Origin of the sequence: Pseudomonas pseudonitroreducens (assembly GCF_021603645.1) — a bacterium.
GTDB lineage: Bacteria > Pseudomonadota > Gammaproteobacteria > Pseudomonadales > Pseudomonadaceae > Pseudomonas > Pseudomonas pseudonitroreducens.
Map to the genome: position 1 here is coordinate 24,674 of NZ_BQHJ01000019.1, position 14,767 is coordinate 39,440.

General features: G+C 67.0%; 13 protein-coding genes. 8 read left to right on the top strand and 5 right to left on the bottom strand.

Annotation, left to right across the window (positions count from 1 at the left end):
* Window position 1 precedes the first annotated feature (1 nt).
* From ubiH to L6D89_RS31485, 4 genes are all read left to right on the top strand, one after another.
* Complete coding sequence (ubiH, locus tag L6D89_RS31470) at window positions 2-1,186, top strand: 2-octaprenyl-6-methoxyphenyl hydroxylase (protein WP_236202256.1); 1,185 nt, start codon at window positions 2-4, stop codon at window positions 1,184-1,186.
* 4 nt (window positions 1,187-1,190) lie between these two features.
* Complete coding sequence (locus L6D89_RS31475) at window positions 1,191-1,673, top strand: DUF4442 domain-containing protein (protein WP_236172014.1); 483 nt, start codon at window positions 1,191-1,193, stop codon at window positions 1,671-1,673.
* A gap of 50 nt (window positions 1,674-1,723) precedes the next feature.
* Window positions 1,724-2,941 (top strand): 2-octaprenyl-3-methyl-6-methoxy-1,4-benzoquinol hydroxylase, encoded by a 1,218-nt coding sequence (locus L6D89_RS31480; protein WP_236202257.1) that lies wholly within the window; start codon window positions 1,724-1,726, stop codon window positions 2,939-2,941.
* Between the two features lie 290 nt (window positions 2,942-3,231).
* Window positions 3,232-4,233 (top strand): extracellular solute-binding protein, encoded by a 1,002-nt coding sequence (locus tag L6D89_RS31485; protein WP_236202258.1) that lies wholly within the window; start codon window positions 3,232-3,234, stop codon window positions 4,231-4,233.
* Here the strand turns inward: L6D89_RS31485 and L6D89_RS31490 are convergent, their stop codons facing one another.
* Window positions 4,234-4,623: a hypothetical protein gene (locus L6D89_RS31490; protein WP_236202259.1), complete on the bottom strand. Its 390-nt coding sequence runs from the start codon at window positions 4,621-4,623 to the stop codon at window positions 4,234-4,236.
* A 173-nt stretch (window positions 4,624-4,796) separates the two neighbouring features.
* Between L6D89_RS31490 and L6D89_RS31495 the strand changes: the two genes are divergently transcribed.
* The 4 genes from L6D89_RS31495 to gcvP all read left to right on the top strand — a co-directional run bounded on the left by L6D89_RS31495 (window position 4,797) and on the right by gcvP (window position 11,031).
* The gene (locus tag L6D89_RS31495; RefSeq protein ID WP_236172356.1) at window positions 4,797-6,416 is read left to right on the top strand and encodes an ABC transporter permease; all 1,620 of its coding nucleotides are present in this window, start codon (window positions 4,797-4,799) and stop codon (window positions 6,414-6,416) included.
* 112 nt (window positions 6,417-6,528) lie between these two features.
* The gene (gene gcvT, locus L6D89_RS31500) at window positions 6,529-7,611 is read left to right on the top strand and encodes a glycine cleavage system aminomethyltransferase GcvT (protein WP_236172008.1); all 1,083 of its coding nucleotides are present in this window, start codon (window positions 6,529-6,531) and stop codon (window positions 7,609-7,611) included.
* A 66-nt stretch (window positions 7,612-7,677) separates the two neighbouring features.
* Entirely contained in the window at window positions 7,678-8,067 is a 390-nt protein-coding gene (gcvH, locus tag L6D89_RS31505; RefSeq protein ID WP_236172006.1) for a glycine cleavage system protein GcvH, read from the top strand.
* A gap of 75 nt (window positions 8,068-8,142) precedes the next feature.
* The gene (gcvP, locus tag L6D89_RS31510) at window positions 8,143-11,031 is read left to right on the top strand and encodes an aminomethyl-transferring glycine dehydrogenase (protein ID WP_236202260.1); all 2,889 of its coding nucleotides are present in this window, start codon (window positions 8,143-8,145) and stop codon (window positions 11,029-11,031) included.
* A gap of 196 nt (window positions 11,032-11,227) precedes the next feature.
* Here the strand turns inward: gcvP and L6D89_RS31515 are convergent, their stop codons facing one another.
* From L6D89_RS31515 to L6D89_RS31530, 4 genes are all read right to left on the bottom strand, one after another.
* Entirely contained in the window at window positions 11,228-11,449 is a 222-nt protein-coding gene (locus L6D89_RS31515) for a hypothetical protein (protein ID WP_236172002.1), read from the bottom strand.
* Between the two features lie 107 nt (window positions 11,450-11,556).
* Window positions 11,557-11,883 carry a DUF2388 domain-containing protein gene (locus L6D89_RS31520; RefSeq protein ID WP_236172001.1) on the bottom strand — a complete coding sequence of 109 codons (327 nt, stop codon included), beginning with the start codon at window positions 11,881-11,883 and terminating at the stop codon, window positions 11,557-11,559.
* A gap of 111 nt (window positions 11,884-11,994) precedes the next feature.
* Complete coding sequence (locus L6D89_RS31525) at window positions 11,995-12,312, bottom strand: DUF2388 domain-containing protein (RefSeq protein WP_236202261.1); 318 nt, start codon at window positions 12,310-12,312, stop codon at window positions 11,995-11,997.
* A gap of 106 nt (window positions 12,313-12,418) precedes the next feature.
* Window positions 12,419-14,767, bottom strand: a 2,349-nt coding sequence (locus L6D89_RS31530; protein WP_236202262.1) for a tetratricopeptide repeat protein, incomplete at its 5' end; no start/stop codon positions are given.

Here is a 14,767-nt window from a genome sequence, read left to right on the forward strand (position 1 = left end):
CATGCAACGTACGCAACTGGCCATCATCGGTGGCGGACTCGTTGGCGCAAGCCTAGCGCTGATTCTCCAGGCCGGCGCCCGCGCGCGCGGCTGGCAGATCGTGCTGGTCGAGCCCTTCGCCCCCGGTGACGCCTACCAGCCCAGCTATGACGCGCGCTCCTCGGCGCTGTCCTTCGGCAGCCGGCAGATCTACGAACGCCTCGGGCTCTGGCAGCAGATTTCGCAGCGTGCCGAACCGATCACGCAGATCCACGTTTCCGATCGCGGGCGCTTCGGCGCTGCGCGGCTGACGGCGGTGGAAGAGGGCGTTCCCGCTCTCGGCTACGTGGTGGAAAACGCCTGGCTCGGCCAGTGCCTGTGGCGCGCGCTGGACCCGGACGTGGTGAGCTGGCGCTGCCCGGCCGAAGTGCGGCGGATGGACGCCCACGGCGATGGCTACCGCCTGACCCTGGACGACGACTCGCAGCTGGACTGCGACCTCGCCGTGCTGGCTGACGGCGGCCGCTCCGGCCTGCGCGAGCAACTGGGGATCAACGTACGTTCCTCGTCCTACGGGCAGACCGCGCTGATCGCCAACATCAGCCCGTCCGAAGCCCATCGCGGACAGGCCTTCGAGCGCTTCACCGAGAACGGCCCGCTGGCCCTGCTGCCGCTGCCGGAAAACCGCTGCGCGCTGGTCTGGACCCGCAATGGCAGTGACGCCGAGCGTCTGCGCGAGCTACCCGACGCGGCCTTTCTCTCTGAATTGCAGGACGCCTTCGGCTACCGCCTCGGCACCCTGCGCCAGGTTGGTGTGCGCCATGGCTACCCGCTGAGCCTGACCGAGGCCGACGAGCAGATTCGCCCGCACCTGGTGGTCCTGGGTAATGCCGCCCACAGCCTGCACCCGATTGCCGGGCAGGGCTTCAACCTGTCGCTGCGCGATGCCAAGGCGCTGGGCGATCGCCTGTTGCAGGAAGCCGCTGCGCCGGGCGATTTCGCCGTGTTGCAGCGCTACCTCGACGGCCAGCGCCTCGACCAGCAGATGACCGTCGGCTTCTCCGACCGGGTTACCCGGTTGTTCTCCAATGCCCAGCCGCTGCTGGCCACCGGTCGCAACATCGGCCTGCTCGGCCTCGATCTGCTGCCGCCGGCCAAGCGCTGGTTCGCCCGCCAGGCCATGGGCCTGGGCGCACGCCCGGTGTGAGTGGATGGAACTGCGCAAAAGCTCCCGCCGCGCCCGCCTGCTGCGTTTCGGCCTGAACCTCTACCCGCCGTATCTCGGCGCCGGGGTACGGGTGCGCCACATCAGCGCGGACTTCCGCGAGGTCCGCGTAAAGATGGGCCTGAACCTGTTCAACCGCAATTACGTCGGTACCCAGTTCGGCGGCAGCCTGTACAGCATGACCGATCCGTTCTTCATGCTGATGCTGATGGAGAACCTGGGGCGCGAATACATCGTCTGGGACAAGGCCGCCAACATCGAATTCGTCAGCCCCGGCAAGGGGCCGGTGTACGCCGAGTTCCGCATCGACCAGCACCTGCTCGATGAAATCCGCGAGCACACCGCCGGCGGCGCGAAGTACCTGCCGCGCCTGCACGCCGAAGTGCGTGACGCTCAAGGCACCTTGGTGGCGCGGGTGCAGAAGACCCTGTACGTCCGGTTGAAGCCGCGCGCGCGGCAGGCCGCTTGAATTTCGATGCCCGCGCCGACGCTGCGCGGGCCGCTGAAGAAGGAACGCACATGCACGCGGATCTGGTAATCGTCGGGGCGGGAATGGTCGGCAGTGCGCTGGCCCTGGCCCTGGAAGGCAGCGGGCTGGATATCCTGCTGCTGGACGGCTCGCCGCTGAGCGTCAAGCCGTTCGACCGCGAAGCGCCCTTCGAACCGCGCGTCAGCGCGCTGTCCGAAGCCAGCCGGCGGATTCTCCAGCGCCTGCACGCCTGGGACGGCATCGCTGCACGACGTGCCGAGCCGTATCGCGAGATGCAGGTGTGGGATGGTTCCGGCACCGGGCAGATCCACTTCAGCGCTGCCAGCGTGCATGCCGAGATGCTCGGCCATATCGTCGAGAACCGCGTGGTGCAGGACGCCCTGCTGGAGCGCCTGCACGACTCCGCCCTCGGCCTGCTGCCCAACGCTCGGCTGGAACAGTTGCGCCATTCCGGCGACGACTGGCTGCTGACGCTCTCCGATGGCCGCGAAATCCGCACGCCGCTGGTCGTCGCGGCCGACGGTGCGAATTCCGCCGTACGCCGCCTGGCCGGTTGCGCCACCCGCGAATGGGATTACCTGCACCACGCCATCGTCACCAGCGTGCGCTGCGAGAAGCCGCACCAGGCCACTGCCTGGCAGCGCTTCACCGACGACGGCCCGCTGGCCTTCCTGCCGCTGGCGAAGGAGGGCGACGGGCACTGGTGCTCGATCGTCTGGTCGACCACCCCGGAGCAGGCGGAAAAGCTCATGGCGCTGGACGACGAGGGCTTCCGCAAGGCCCTGGGCCTGGCCTTCGAACATCGCCTGGGTGCTATCGAGCATGCCGACCGCCGCCTGTGCATCCCGCTGCGCCAGCGCCACGCCAAGCGCTACGTGGAGCCGGGGCTGGTGCTGATCGGCGATGCCGCACACACCATTCACCCGCTCGCCGGGCAGGGCGTGAACCTGGGCTTCCTGGATGCCGCGGTGCTGGCCGAAGTGATCGAGCACGCCCACGCCCGTGGCGAGAACATCGCCGAGGAGCGGGTGCTGAGCCGCTTCGAACGTCGGCGCATGCCGCACAACCTGGCCATGATGGCGGCAATGGAGGGCTTCCAGCGCCTGTTCCAGGCCGACCCGCTGGCGGTGCGCTGGCTGCGTAATGCCGGGTTGCGGCTGGTGGACAAGCATCACGAAGCGAAGGGCGTGTTCGTGCGCCAGGCGCTGGGGCTTTCCGGGGATTTGCCCAATCTGGCGCGAGTGTAGAGGGTAGCCTTCGGCCCCCTCACCCTAACCCTCTCCCGGAGGGAGAGGGGACTGATCGGCGCGAGCTGGGCGTTCAGAGATCGCCGGCGGACTCCGTGATACCCGCAGACGTCGGGCGGCTCCCTCTCCCTTTGGGAGAGGGCTGGGGTGAGGGGCTCTTGCACGAGCGCCGAACCCACCTGTGACTCCAGGCCACACCCTCCCGAAACACCCCGACACAAACGCACGGCTCAGTAGCAAATGAGGTTCCTTATCATTTGCGGGATATTTTCCCTGCAAAGGACACGCTCATGCTCGTGCGCAAAGGTCTTCTCGCCACCCTCCTGCTGGCCGCCTTCGGTAGCACCGCCCAGGCCGCCGACGAAGTGGTGGTCTATTCCTCGCGTATCGACGAGCTGATCAAGCCGGTGTTCGACGCCTACACCCAGGCCACCGGGGTGAAGATCAAGTTCATCACCGACAAGGAAGCGCCGCTGATGGCGCGGATCAAGGCCGAGGGCGCCAATACCCCGGCCGACCTGCTGCTGACCGTCGACGCCGGCAACCTCTGGCAGGCCGAGAAGATGGGCATTCTGCAGCCCTTCGATTCGCCGACCCTGGACGCCAACATCCCGCCGCAGTACCGCTCCGGCACTGACAGCTGGACCGGCCTGTCGCTGCGCGCGCGGACCATCGCCTATTCGACCCAGCGGGTGAAGCCCGAGGAGCTGTCGACCTACGAGGAGCTGGCCGATGCGAAATGGGAAGGCCGCCTGTGCCTGCGCACCGCGAAGAAGGTCTACAACCAGTCGCTGACCGCCACGCTGATCGAAACCCACGGCGCCGAGAAGACCGAGCAGATCCTCCAGGGCTGGGTGAACAACCTGGCCACCGACGTGTTCTCCGACGACAACGCGCTGCTCCAGGCCATCGCCGCCGGGCAGTGCGACGTCGGCATCGTCAACACCTACTACTACGGGCGCATGCACAAGGACAATCCGCAGCTGCCGGTGAAGCTGTTCTGGCCGAACCAGGGTGACCGGGGCGTGCACGTCAACCTGTCGGGCATCGGCCTGACCAGGTACGCGCCGCACCCGGAACAGGCCAAGAAGCTGGTGGAATGGATGACCGGTGCGGACGCCCAGGCGCTGTTCGCCGGCATCAACCAGGAATTCCCGGCCAACCCGAAGGTGGCACCGTCGCAGGAAGTGGCGGCCTGGGGTGAGTTCAAGGCCGACAGCATTCCGGTGGAGATCGCCGGCAAGCGCCAGGCCGAAGCGATCAAGCTGATGGACCGCGCCGGCTGGAACTGATCAGGTGGACGGTACTGCCGGCTCCGCTTGCGGTTGGTCGGTAGCGTCGCCCGCCTCTGACGGTTGCACCTGGTACTGCACCGAGAGCGGCTTGCCGCTCCCGGTCAGCAAGCAGGTGAACTGCCCGGCGACCCTTTCGCCCTCGCGCATCTGCGCCTTCAGCGCCTTGCTCGCATGCTGCCCCTCGACTTCCCCGTCGTAGGCTTCCTCGCGCAGCGAGTCATGGTCCAGCCAGGACTGCTGCCAGCGCTCCTGCATCGTCGAATCCGCGGCGAAGGTGCGCGAGGCGAGATCCAGACAGTCTTCGATCGGCGTGGGCGTGTCGTCGGCGGAAGCCGCTCCGCAGAGGGCGGCGAGGAACAGGGCAGGCAGGGCGCGGAGCGCTGGCATGGGCTTTTTCCTTTGTTGGGGGAGTGGCAAAGTGGCGGATTCGACCGCAGTACCTTGCGCTTTATCCCTGTCTCCTGAGGATCAGGCGAATTCGAGTTCAACGTTGGAAGATTCCGTCTGCGAGTCGGACGCCTCCGCCGTGAACGCCACTTGAAGTCTGGATGCACCGACGCATGCGCGCCAACCGCTGGTACCCCATCACTTTCGCCGTCGCCGCCCTGGTGTTGCTGCCCATCAGCGTCCTGCTGCTGAGCTGGGCGGAAATCGACCGCGAAATCTGGTCGCACCTGTGGGAAACCCAGATGACGCGCCTGCTGGGCAACACCCTGGTGCTGGTGGCTGGCGTAGGGGTGGGCGTCACCGTGCTGGGCGTCAGCCTCGCCTGGCTCACCAGCCTCTGCGAATTCCCCGGCCGACGCTGGCTGGACTGGGCGCTGATGCTGCCCTTCGCGGTGCCGGCCTATGTGCTGGCGTTCGTCTTCGTCGGCCTGCTGGATTTCTCCGGCCCCGTGCAGACGCTGCTGCGCGAGTGGTTCGGCAGCGGCCTGCGGCTGCCGCGGGTACGCTCCACCGGTGGGGTGATCACGGTGCTGGTGCTGGTCTTCTACCCCTACGTCTACCTGCTCGCGCGCAGCGCATTCCTCGCCCAGGGGCGTGGCCTGACCGAAGCGGCGCGGGTGCTCGGCCTCTCGCCCCTGGCCGCCTTCTGGCGCGTCGCCCTGCCCATGGCGCGGCCAGCCATTGGCGCCGGGCTGGCGCTGGCGATCATGGAGACCCTGGCGGATTTCGGCACCGTTTCGGTGTTCAACTTCGATACCTTTACCACCGCCGTCTACAAGACCTGGTACGGCTTCTACAGCCTCTCCAGCGCCACCCAGCTGGCCAGCCTGCTGTTGCTGTTCGTCATGCTGGTGCTGCTGGGCGAGCGCTACAGCCGTGGCCGCAGCGGCGTGCCCAACGAGCGTCCGCGTGGCGCCGCGCTGTACCGGCTGCACGGCTGGAAGGCCTTCGCCGCCAGCGCCTGGTGCCTGCTGGTCTTTGCCTGCGCCTTTGTCATTCCGGTGCTGCAACTGCTGGTCTGGGTCTGGCAGAAGGGGCGTTTCGACCTCGATGAGCGCTACTGGGGGCTGATCCTGCACAGCCTGTACCTGGGCGGCTTCGCGGCGCTGATCACGGTGGCCGTGGCGCTGCTGCTGGTCTTTGCCCGACGGCTGTCGCCAACACCTGCGGTGCGCTCGGCGGTAGGGATTTCCAACCTTGGCTATGCGCTGCCCGGCTCGGTGCTGGCGGTGGCGATCATGCTGGCCTTCAGCTGGCTGGATAACCAGGCGGTGATTCCGCTGTCCAGCGCCCTCGGCGGCGCCGGCAAGCCCTTGTTGCTGGGCAGCCTCGGGGCGTTGCTGGTGGCCTACCTGATCCGCTTCATGGCAGTGGCCTACAACCCGTTGGAAGGTGCGCTGGCGAGAATCCGACCTTCGCTGCCGGAAGCCTCCCGCAGCCTTGGCGTCGGCGGGGCCGGCCTGTTCTTCCGCGTCTACCTGCCGCTGCTGCTGCCGGGAGCCTTGAGCGCCGCGCTGCTGGTATTCGTCGACGTGCTCAAGGAGATGCCCGCGACTCTGCTGATGCGCCCGTTCGGCTGGGACACCCTGGCCGTGCGCGTCTTCGAGATGACCAGCGAGGGCGAGTGGGCGCGCGCCGCGCTACCGGCGCTGACGCTGGTGCTGGTGGGACTGTTCCCGGTGATCGGCCTGATCCGTCGCTCGGCGCGACCGACCGGTTCTGTGCGGCCCTGAGAATCGGCCGTCGGACAAGCTGTCCAGAGTCCGGTCATGCGACTACAATGCGCGCGTTTCGTGCGGGCCGTACTCGCGCTCCGCACCCGCCTCGCCCGGAAGGAGAACACCCATGGGACAGCGCACGCCGCTCTATGATTTGCACGTCGCCCTCGGCGCCAAGATCGTCGATTTCGGCGGTTGGGACATGCCGTTGCACTACGGTTCGCAAGTCGAAGAGCACCACCAGGTACGTCGCGATTGCGGCGTGTTCGACGTTTCCCACATGACCGTGGTCGACGTCACCGGTCCGCAGGCCAAGGAATACCTGCAGCGACTCCTGGCCAACGATGTCGAACGACTGCAGGTTCCGGGCAAGGCGCTGTACAGCGGCATGCTCAACGAGCGCGGCGGGGTGGTCGACGACCTGATCGTCTATCTCGGCGTCTACGGCTATCGCGTGGTGGTCAACGCCTCGACCCGCGACAAGGATATGGCCTGGATGCAGGCCCACACCGAAGGTTTCGACGTCACCCTGAACGAGCGCGCGGACCTCGCGATGCTCGCCGTACAGGGCCCGAACGCCCGCGAGAAGACCGCCGAACTGGTCACCCCCTCGCGTGCCGCGCTGATCCGCGAGCTCAAGCCCTTCCAGGGCAAGGCCGATGGTGACTGGTTCATCGCCCGTACCGGCTACACCGGTGAGGACGGCCTGGAAATCATGCTGCCGGCCGTCGAGGCGCAAGGCTTCCTCAACGACCTGGTTGGCGCCGGTATTTCCCCGGCAGGCCTGGGCGCGCGCGATACCCTGCGTCTGGAAGCCGGGATGAACCTCTACGGCCAGGACATGGACGAAGACGTCACCCCGCTGGCCGCCAACATGGCCTGGACCATCGCCTGGGAGCCCGAAGGCCGCGACTTCATCGGCCGCAAGGCCCTGGAAGCGCAGAAGGCCGCCGGCGATGCGCCGAAGCTGGTCGGCCTGGTGCTGGAAGAGCGTGGCGTGCTGCGCGCCCACCAGGTGGTCCGCGTCGCCGGTGTCGGCGAAGGCGAGATCACCAGCGGCAGCTTCTCCCCGACGCTTGGCAAGTCCATCGCCCTGGCGCGCGTGCCAGCGGGCACCGGCGATCGCGCCGAGGTGGAGATCCGTGGTAAGTGGTACCCGGTTCGCGTCGTTCAGCCGAATTTCGTGCGTCATGGCAAAGCCCTGATCTAAATTGCATGAACTAACTTGCATGGTGTGGCATCGCCGCCCGTCGCCTACGTCCTCGAGGAAAACAAGATGAGCAATATCCCCGCCGACCTGCGTTATGCCGCCAGCCATGAGTGGGCGCGCCTGGAAGCCGACGGTACCGTCACCGTGGGTATCTCCGACCATGCCCAGGAAGCCCTGGGTGACGTGGTCTTCGTCGAACTGCCGGAAGTGGGCAAGACCCTCGCCGCCGGCCAGGAAGCCGGTGTGGTCGAGTCGGTGAAGGCCGCCTCGGACATCTACGCCCCGGTGGGCGGTGAAGTCATCGCCGTCAACGACGTGCTGGCCGACACCCCCGAGGAAGTGAACAACGACCCCTACGGCTCCTGGTTCTTCAAGCTCAAGCCGAGCAACCCGGCGGAGCTGGAGAAGCTGCTCGACGCCGCCGGCTATCGCGCTTCCTGCGACGCCAACGCGTAAGACACCGCTGTATACACAGGCCTCGACTCGTCGGGGCCTGTTCTTTTTACGGAGCGACCTTTCGAGACCGTGGCCATGTCGAACACCCCTTCGCTTTCCCAGCTGCACCAGCCTGATGCCTTCCTCGCCCGTCACCTGGGCCCCGACGCCGCCGAACAACAGGCGATGCTCGACACCCTGGGGCTCAAGAATCGCGACGACCTGATCGTGCAGACGGTGCCGCCGGCCATCCGCCTGAACCGGCCGCTGGACCTGCCCGTCGCCCTCGACGAGCAGGGCGCACTGGCGAAGCTGAAGGGCTACGCGCAGAAGAACGAGCTGTGGACCAGCCTGATCGGCACCGGCTACTACGGCACCCTGACGCCGACCGTCATCCTGCGCAACGTGCTGGAGAACCCGGGCTGGTACACCGCCTACACGCCCTACCAGCCGGAGATCGCCCAGGGCCGTCTCGAGTCCCTGCTGAACTTCCAGCAGATGACCATCGACCTCACCGGCCTCGATCTCGCCAGCGCCTCGCTGCTCGACGAAGCCACCGCCGCTGCCGAAGCCATGGCCCTGGCCAAACGCGTGGCCAAGGCCAAGAGCAACCTGTTCTTCGTCGATGCGCATTGCCATCCGCAGACCATCTCCGTGGTGCAGACCCGCGCCGAAGCCTTCGGCTTCGACGTGGTGGTCGACGAGGTGGACAACCTTGGCCAGCACCAGGTGTTCGGCGCGCTGCTGCAATACCCGGATACCCGTGGCGAGGTGCGTGATCTGCGCCCGCTGATCGACGCGCTGCACGCCCAGCAGGCCATCGCCTGCGTCGCCAGCGACCTGCTCGCGCTGCTGTTGCTCACCCCGCCGGGCGAGCTGGGCGCCGATGTGGTCCTGGGCAGCGCCCAGCGCTTCGGCGTGCCGATGGGCTACGGTGGCCCGCACGCCGCCTTCTTCGCCTGCCGCGACGACTACAAGCGCGCCATGCCAGGGCGCATCATCGGCGTGTCCAAGGACGCCCGTGGCAATACCGCGCTGCGCATGGCGCTGCAGACTCGCGAACAGCACATCCGCCGCGAGAAGGCCAACTCCAACGTCTGCACCTCGCAGGTACTGCTGGCCAATATCGCCAGCCTGTACGCCGTGTATCACGGTCCGCAGGGCCTCAAGCGCATCGCCCAGCGCGTGCACCGCCTGACTTGCGTGCTGGCCGCCGGCCTCACCGCCAAGGGGCTCGACCCGCTCAACCAGCATTTCTTCGACACCCTGACCCTGGATGTCGGCGCGCAGCAACAGGCTATCGTCGAGCGTGCCCGTGCCGCCCGCGTCAACCTGCGTATCGTCGGTGAGGACCGCCTGGGCGTGAGCCTGGACGAAACCACCAGCGCCGAGACCCTCGCCACGCTGTTCGACATCCTGCTGGGTGCCGGCCACGGCCTGGACGTCGCCCAGCTCGATGCCGGCAAGATCGCCGACGGCATCCCTGCCGCCCTGCAGCGCAGCAGCGGCTACCTGAGCCACCCGGTGTTCAACCGCCACCACAGCGAAACCGAGATGCTGCGCTACCTGCGCCAGCTCGAAGGCAAGGACCTGGCGCTGAACCAGTCGATGATCCCGCTGGGCTCCTGCACCATGAAGCTCAACGCCACCAGCGAGATGATCCCGATTACCTGGCCGGAATTCGCCACCCTGCACCCCTTCGTCCCGCGCGAGCAGGCCGAGGGCTACCGGTTGATGATCGAGGAGCTGGAAAGCTGGCTCTGCGCAATCACCGGTTTCGACGCCATCTGCATGCAGCCCAACTCCGGCGCCCAGGGCGAGTACGCCGGCCTGCTGGCGATCCGCAAGTACCACGAGAGCCGTGGCGATGCGCACCGCAACATCTGCCTGATCCCGTCCTCGGCCCACGGCACCAACCCGGCTTCGGCGATCATGGCGAGCATGCGCGTGGTCATCGTCGAGTGCGACAAGGGCGGCAACGTCGACATGGAGGACTTGAAGCGCAAGGCGGCGGAAGCCGGCGAGCAGCTGTCCTGCCTGATGATTACCTACCCGTCCACCCACGGCGTCTATGAGGAAGGCATTCGCGAGATCTGCGAGGTCATCCACGGCCATGGCGGCCAGGTCTACATGGACGGCGCCAACCTCAATGCCCAGGTTGGCCTGGCGCGCCCGGCGGACATCGGCGCCGACGTGTCGCACATGAACCTGCACAAGACCTTCTGCATCCCCCACGGCGGTGGCGGCCCGGGCATGGGCCCGATCGGCGTGAAGAAGCACCTGGCGCCCTTCGTCGCCAACCACCCGGTGATCCGCATCGAGGGCCCGAACCCGCTGAACGGCGCGGTGAGCGCCGCGCCCTGGGGTAGCGCGAGCATCCTGCCGATCAGCTGGACGTACATCGCCATGATGGGCCCGCAACTGGCCGACGCCACCGAGGTGGCGATCCTCAACGCCAACTACCTGGCCCAGCAGCTCGATGGCGCCTTCCCGGTGCTCTACCGCGGGCGCAACGAGCGCGTCGCCCACGAGTGCATCCTCGACCTGCGTCCGCTCAAGGCGCAGACCGGGATCAGCGAGGAAGACGTGGCCAAGCGCCTGATGGACTACGGTTTCCACGCGCCGACCATGTCCTTCCCGGTGCCCGGTACGCTGATGGTCGAGCCCACCGAGAGCGAGTCCAAGCACGAGCTGGACCGCTTCATCGAGGCGATGCTGTCGATCCGTGCGGAAATCGCCAAGGTCGAGACCGGCGAGTGGCCGGCCGAGGACAACCCGCTCAAGCGCGCGCCGCACACCCTGGCCGATGTCACCGGACTGTGGGATCGCCCCTACCAGATCGCCGAGGCGGTGACCCCGACCGAGCACACCCGGGCCTTCAAGTACTGGCCGGCGGTGAACCGCGTGGACAACGTCTACGGCGACCGCAACCTGTTCTGCGCCTGCGTGCCGGTGGACGACTACCGCGAGTTACCCGTGCGCTGAATTGAAAAAGCCGCTTTCGGGCGGCTTTTTTGTTTTTCGCAGGTGCGAGTTGGCTCGCGAACGGATTTCCTGGCGGCGCTGAAGCTGGGAGGGTTCGCGAGCAAGCGCGCTCCTACAGGTTCATTCCGGCGTAGGAGCGGACTGCCCGGCGTGGGAGCGGGCTCCGTCCGCGATCGGCTTGGCCCGGCAGAGGGCTTCAGGGCTTGAGCTGCAAACGGCCGATCAGGCGGATCAGGAACACGAACAGCAGGATCATCAGCACATTGCTGAGCATGCCGATCAGGTTGTAGAGCGACTGGGGCAGCAGCGAATAGACCTCTATGCCGACCACGCTGAGCAGGCGGCTGAGCAGCCAGAAGCCTTCACTGACGATCAGCAGGATCAGGGTGATCTTCAGCGGCTGGATGGGATCGTTCATGGGACACTCCGTGTCGAATCGGGAGTGTCAGTAGATCACAAGGGCGGTTGCGTGGGGCATCCGCCGGTGTAGCCCGTGACACGCGCCACGGGCCACGCCGGTGGGTGTCACTGGGCGGGTGCGTCATCGGGGCGGGTCAGGATGGCGTTGGCCAGCTCCATGTCGCTGCGACTCTGCAGGGTTGCGTCGTCGCTGCGCAGACGGGTGAGGGCGGCTTCCAGGTAGGGGCCGCGAATGGCGCCGTCACTGGCAACGAAGGCGCTCGCGTCGTCCTGGGCGGCGACGATCAGCTTGTCGTGCTTGAAGGTCAGGTAGGTCGACGCGGTGGTGGCGCCGGACGAGATCACGTCGCGCCAGAAGTCGCCGTCGGCCATGGCCGAGGCAACGGGCAGGGCGATCAGGGCAAAGGCAGTGGCCAGTTTCGCGGTACGCATCGGTTACACCTCCGGAAGGTCCGTGTACAGGTGAGAGGCGTGGCGGCTGGCTGGAGTTCCAACTTTCCGGCAGCGATGTGCGCGAGCGGTCGTCGCGCACATCGGCCTTGCTCAATGCTGGGCGGCAAGGATCGCCGAGGCCAGCTCGGCGTCGCTGGCTTGCGCCAGGCCCGGGTCGGCGCTGCGCATCTGCTGCAGCGTGGCTTCCAGGTAGGGGCCGCGGATGGCGCCATCGGTGGCAATGAAACTGGCAGCGTCGTCCTGGGCCGGACCGATCAGCTTGTGATCGTCACGGCTGGTCAGGTAGCTCGAGGCGGTGGTGGCGCCGGAGGTCAGGACTCCGCGCCAGAAACTGCGATCTTCGGCCATGGCGGAGGCAAGGGGGAGCAGGGTGAGGGCTACGACAACAGAGGCAGAACGGCGACGCATGATGTTTCCTTGAGTGATTGCGCGCCTCTCAGAGCGTCGGAAAACTCCGCGGTTCCTTCCTGTCGTCGGAAATGTCTGTCGTCGGAAATGCCAGTCGTTGGAGAGGTCACTCCCGCTTGAGCGCTGGATCGTCTGGATTCTGTTGCTCCAGCTCTGCCGTGAACTGCTGCACCTTCTGGAACTGCCCGGCCTCGCGCAGGTAGTCGATCAGCACCAGGCGCGCGGATCGGTTGGCCGGGTGCTTCTGCAGCAGGGTTTCCAGCTCGTGGCAGGCGCCGTCGACATCGCCGCCGTCATGCAGGGCGACTGCCAGCACGAAGCGGAACTGGTCATCATCCGGGGCCAGTCGCACGGCCTCGCGCAGCTCCTTCAGGGCCTGGGCGTGCTGGCCCTGGCGCACCAGGGCCAGACCGTTGACGTGGTGCAGCAGGCCTGACGTGGGCTGCCGACGCAGGCCGTCAGTGAGCACCTGGCGGGCCTCGGCGTCGCGGCCGTTGGCCTCCAGCCACTGGAACAGCGTGACACGCGCCGGCAGGTATTCTTCGTTGCGCGCCAGCGCGGCACGCAGGGCTGGCTCGACCTGTTCCGAGCGACCGCTGCGCTCGTAAAGCATGGCGAGGTTGAAGTTGGCCTCGGCGCGCTCGGCGAGGTCGTTCTGGATCGTTTCGTATTCCTTCAGGCCGTTGTTCAGCTCGGGCCCGATACCGGCCAGCAGTTGCGGTGGCAGTTGCGCCAGTTGCCAGGCAGCGGCGCTGCGCACGGCGCGGATCGGATCGGCGAGCAGCGGCGCGAGCAGCAGCACTTGCTGCTGCGGCGCAGCCAGCGCGGGCAGAGCCTGGATGGCGCTGTGGCGGACCTGCGGATCGGTGTCCTTCAGACCCAGTGCAACCAGCTCCGCCGAACGCGGGCTGGGGTAGCTGGGCAGCTCGGCGAGCAGGGTGGCGCGGCGGATCGCCGGCAGGTTTGCGTCGGCGAGCAGCAGGTGCAGGGCGCGCGAGGCGCCTGGCTTGCCATTACGCGCCTTCCACAGGGTGTCGTTGTAGCGTGGCGGCGGGTTGCTGGAGGCATTCGGTTTGGCTGGTATTTCGCTGGCGAACCACTCGCGGAATGCCGAGCCGAGCTGCTTCGCCGGCATGTCGCGGTGACAGGCCTGGCAGGCATCCGGGGCGCCGATGCGGCGGGCGTGCTGCGGATTGGGCAGGGTGAAGCCGTGGTCGTGGCGGTAGTCGTTGACCATGTAGTAACGCCCCGGCATGTGGCACGACGTGCATTGCGCACCCGGCGTGCCGGGTTGGTGATGAGTGTGCTCGGGGGAGTCGTAGTTCTTCGCCTGCAAACCCTTGCCGTCGATCTGCGGGCGCACCGGCTTGCCGGCGGTGTTGTGGCATTGCAGGCAGACACCGTTGCCCGGTGCCTTCAGCTCGCCGCTGTGCGGATTGTGGCAATCGGTGCACTGCACGCCCTTGGCGAACATCTTGCTCTGGGTGAAGGAACCCCACTCGAAGACTTCGTCCTTGATCTTGCCGTCGATCTCGTAGAGTTCGCGGGTCAGGGTGCTGGGCAGGTAGTCGTCCATGAACCGGTGCTGGTTCTGATAGCCGTCACCCAGCGGCGCGCGACGGGCGTGGCAGCGTGCGCAGGTCTCGACGATGGTGCTCTGGCTGGCGTTCTGCAGCGGCACATCGAAGCCCTTGGCGGTGTTGCGATCGGGTTTCTGCGCCCACTCCAGGTGCTTCGATGCGGGCCCGTGACAGGCCTGGCAGCCGACGCCGAGGCTGTTCCAGTGGCTGGCGAAGCTGTCGCTCTTCGCATCGTAGTTACGCTTGAAGCCGGTGGTGTGGCACTCGATGCACATGAAGTTGGCGTTCTGCGCGGGGCGGGTCCAGTGCAGTTCGTCCTTGAAGTCGATGCGTTGCCCGGGCATCAGCTGGAACCACTGGTGCTTGCGGCTATCCCAGGCGACGCCGAGGGCCTGCAGGCGGCCGCCGGGCCGGCCTTGCTCGTCGGGAAAGTCCAGCAGGTATTGCTGCAGCGGTTCGAAGCCGAAGGTGTAGGCGACCTTGAAGTCCGCCGGCTTGCCGTCGGCACCCGGCGTATTGACCCAGTATTCGTCGCCCTTGCGGAAGAAGCGGGTGGTCTCGGTGTCGCCCTTGAAGGTGACATCGGCGAAGTCGCCCAGCACGTTGCCTTCGCTCGCCGGCTTCATCGCCTGCTGGTGATGGGAGCCCTGCCAGTCCTTGAGTTGCGCCGGGTGGCAGCCGGCGCAGGTGGATTCGTCGACCAGTTGCGCGGGCTGCACCGCCGGGGGCGTTGCAGAAGCCTTGGGTGCGCTGGTGGTGATCGGTGGATGGCCGCTGGGCAGCTGGATGCCGCTGTCCTGCTCGACCCAGATCCAGGCCCCGATGGTGGCCAGGAGCAATATCCCGGCGATGGCCGCGAGCCAGGCGCGACGATA

What these genes read in the sequence shown, in the direction of transcription:
- L6D89_RS31485 (WP_236202258.1), top strand. Translation starts at nt 3,232, where the DNA reads ATGCTCGTGCGCAAAGGTCTTCTCGCCACCCTCCTGCTGGCCGCCTTC.
- L6D89_RS31525 (WP_236202261.1), bottom strand. Translation starts at nt 12,312, where the DNA reads ATGCGTCGCCGTTCTGCCTCTGTTGTCGTAGCCCTCACCCTGCTCCCC.
- L6D89_RS31475 (WP_236172014.1), top strand. Translation starts at nt 1,191, where the DNA reads ATGGAACTGCGCAAAAGCTCCCGCCGCGCCCGCCTGCTGCGTTTCGGC.
- gcvP (WP_236202260.1), top strand. Translation starts at nt 8,143, where the DNA reads ATGTCGAACACCCCTTCGCTTTCCCAGCTGCACCAGCCTGATGCCTTC.
- gcvH (WP_236172006.1), top strand. Translation starts at nt 7,678, where the DNA reads ATGAGCAATATCCCCGCCGACCTGCGTTATGCCGCCAGCCATGAGTGG.
- L6D89_RS31520 (WP_236172001.1), bottom strand. Translation starts at nt 11,883, where the DNA reads ATGCGTACCGCGAAACTGGCCACTGCCTTTGCCCTGATCGCCCTGCCC.
- ubiH (WP_236202256.1), top strand. Translation starts at nt 2, where the DNA reads ATGCAACGTACGCAACTGGCCATCATCGGTGGCGGACTCGTTGGCGCA.
- L6D89_RS31480 (WP_236202257.1), top strand. Translation starts at nt 1,724, where the DNA reads ATGCACGCGGATCTGGTAATCGTCGGGGCGGGAATGGTCGGCAGTGCG.
- L6D89_RS31515 (WP_236172002.1), bottom strand. Translation starts at nt 11,449, where the DNA reads ATGAACGATCCCATCCAGCCGCTGAAGATCACCCTGATCCTGCTGATC.
- L6D89_RS31490 (WP_236202259.1), bottom strand. Translation starts at nt 4,623, where the DNA reads ATGCCAGCGCTCCGCGCCCTGCCTGCCCTGTTCCTCGCCGCCCTCTGC.
- gcvT (WP_236172008.1), top strand. Translation starts at nt 6,529, where the DNA reads ATGGGACAGCGCACGCCGCTCTATGATTTGCACGTCGCCCTCGGCGCC.
- L6D89_RS31495 (WP_236172356.1), top strand. Translation starts at nt 4,797, where the DNA reads ATGCGCGCCAACCGCTGGTACCCCATCACTTTCGCCGTCGCCGCCCTG.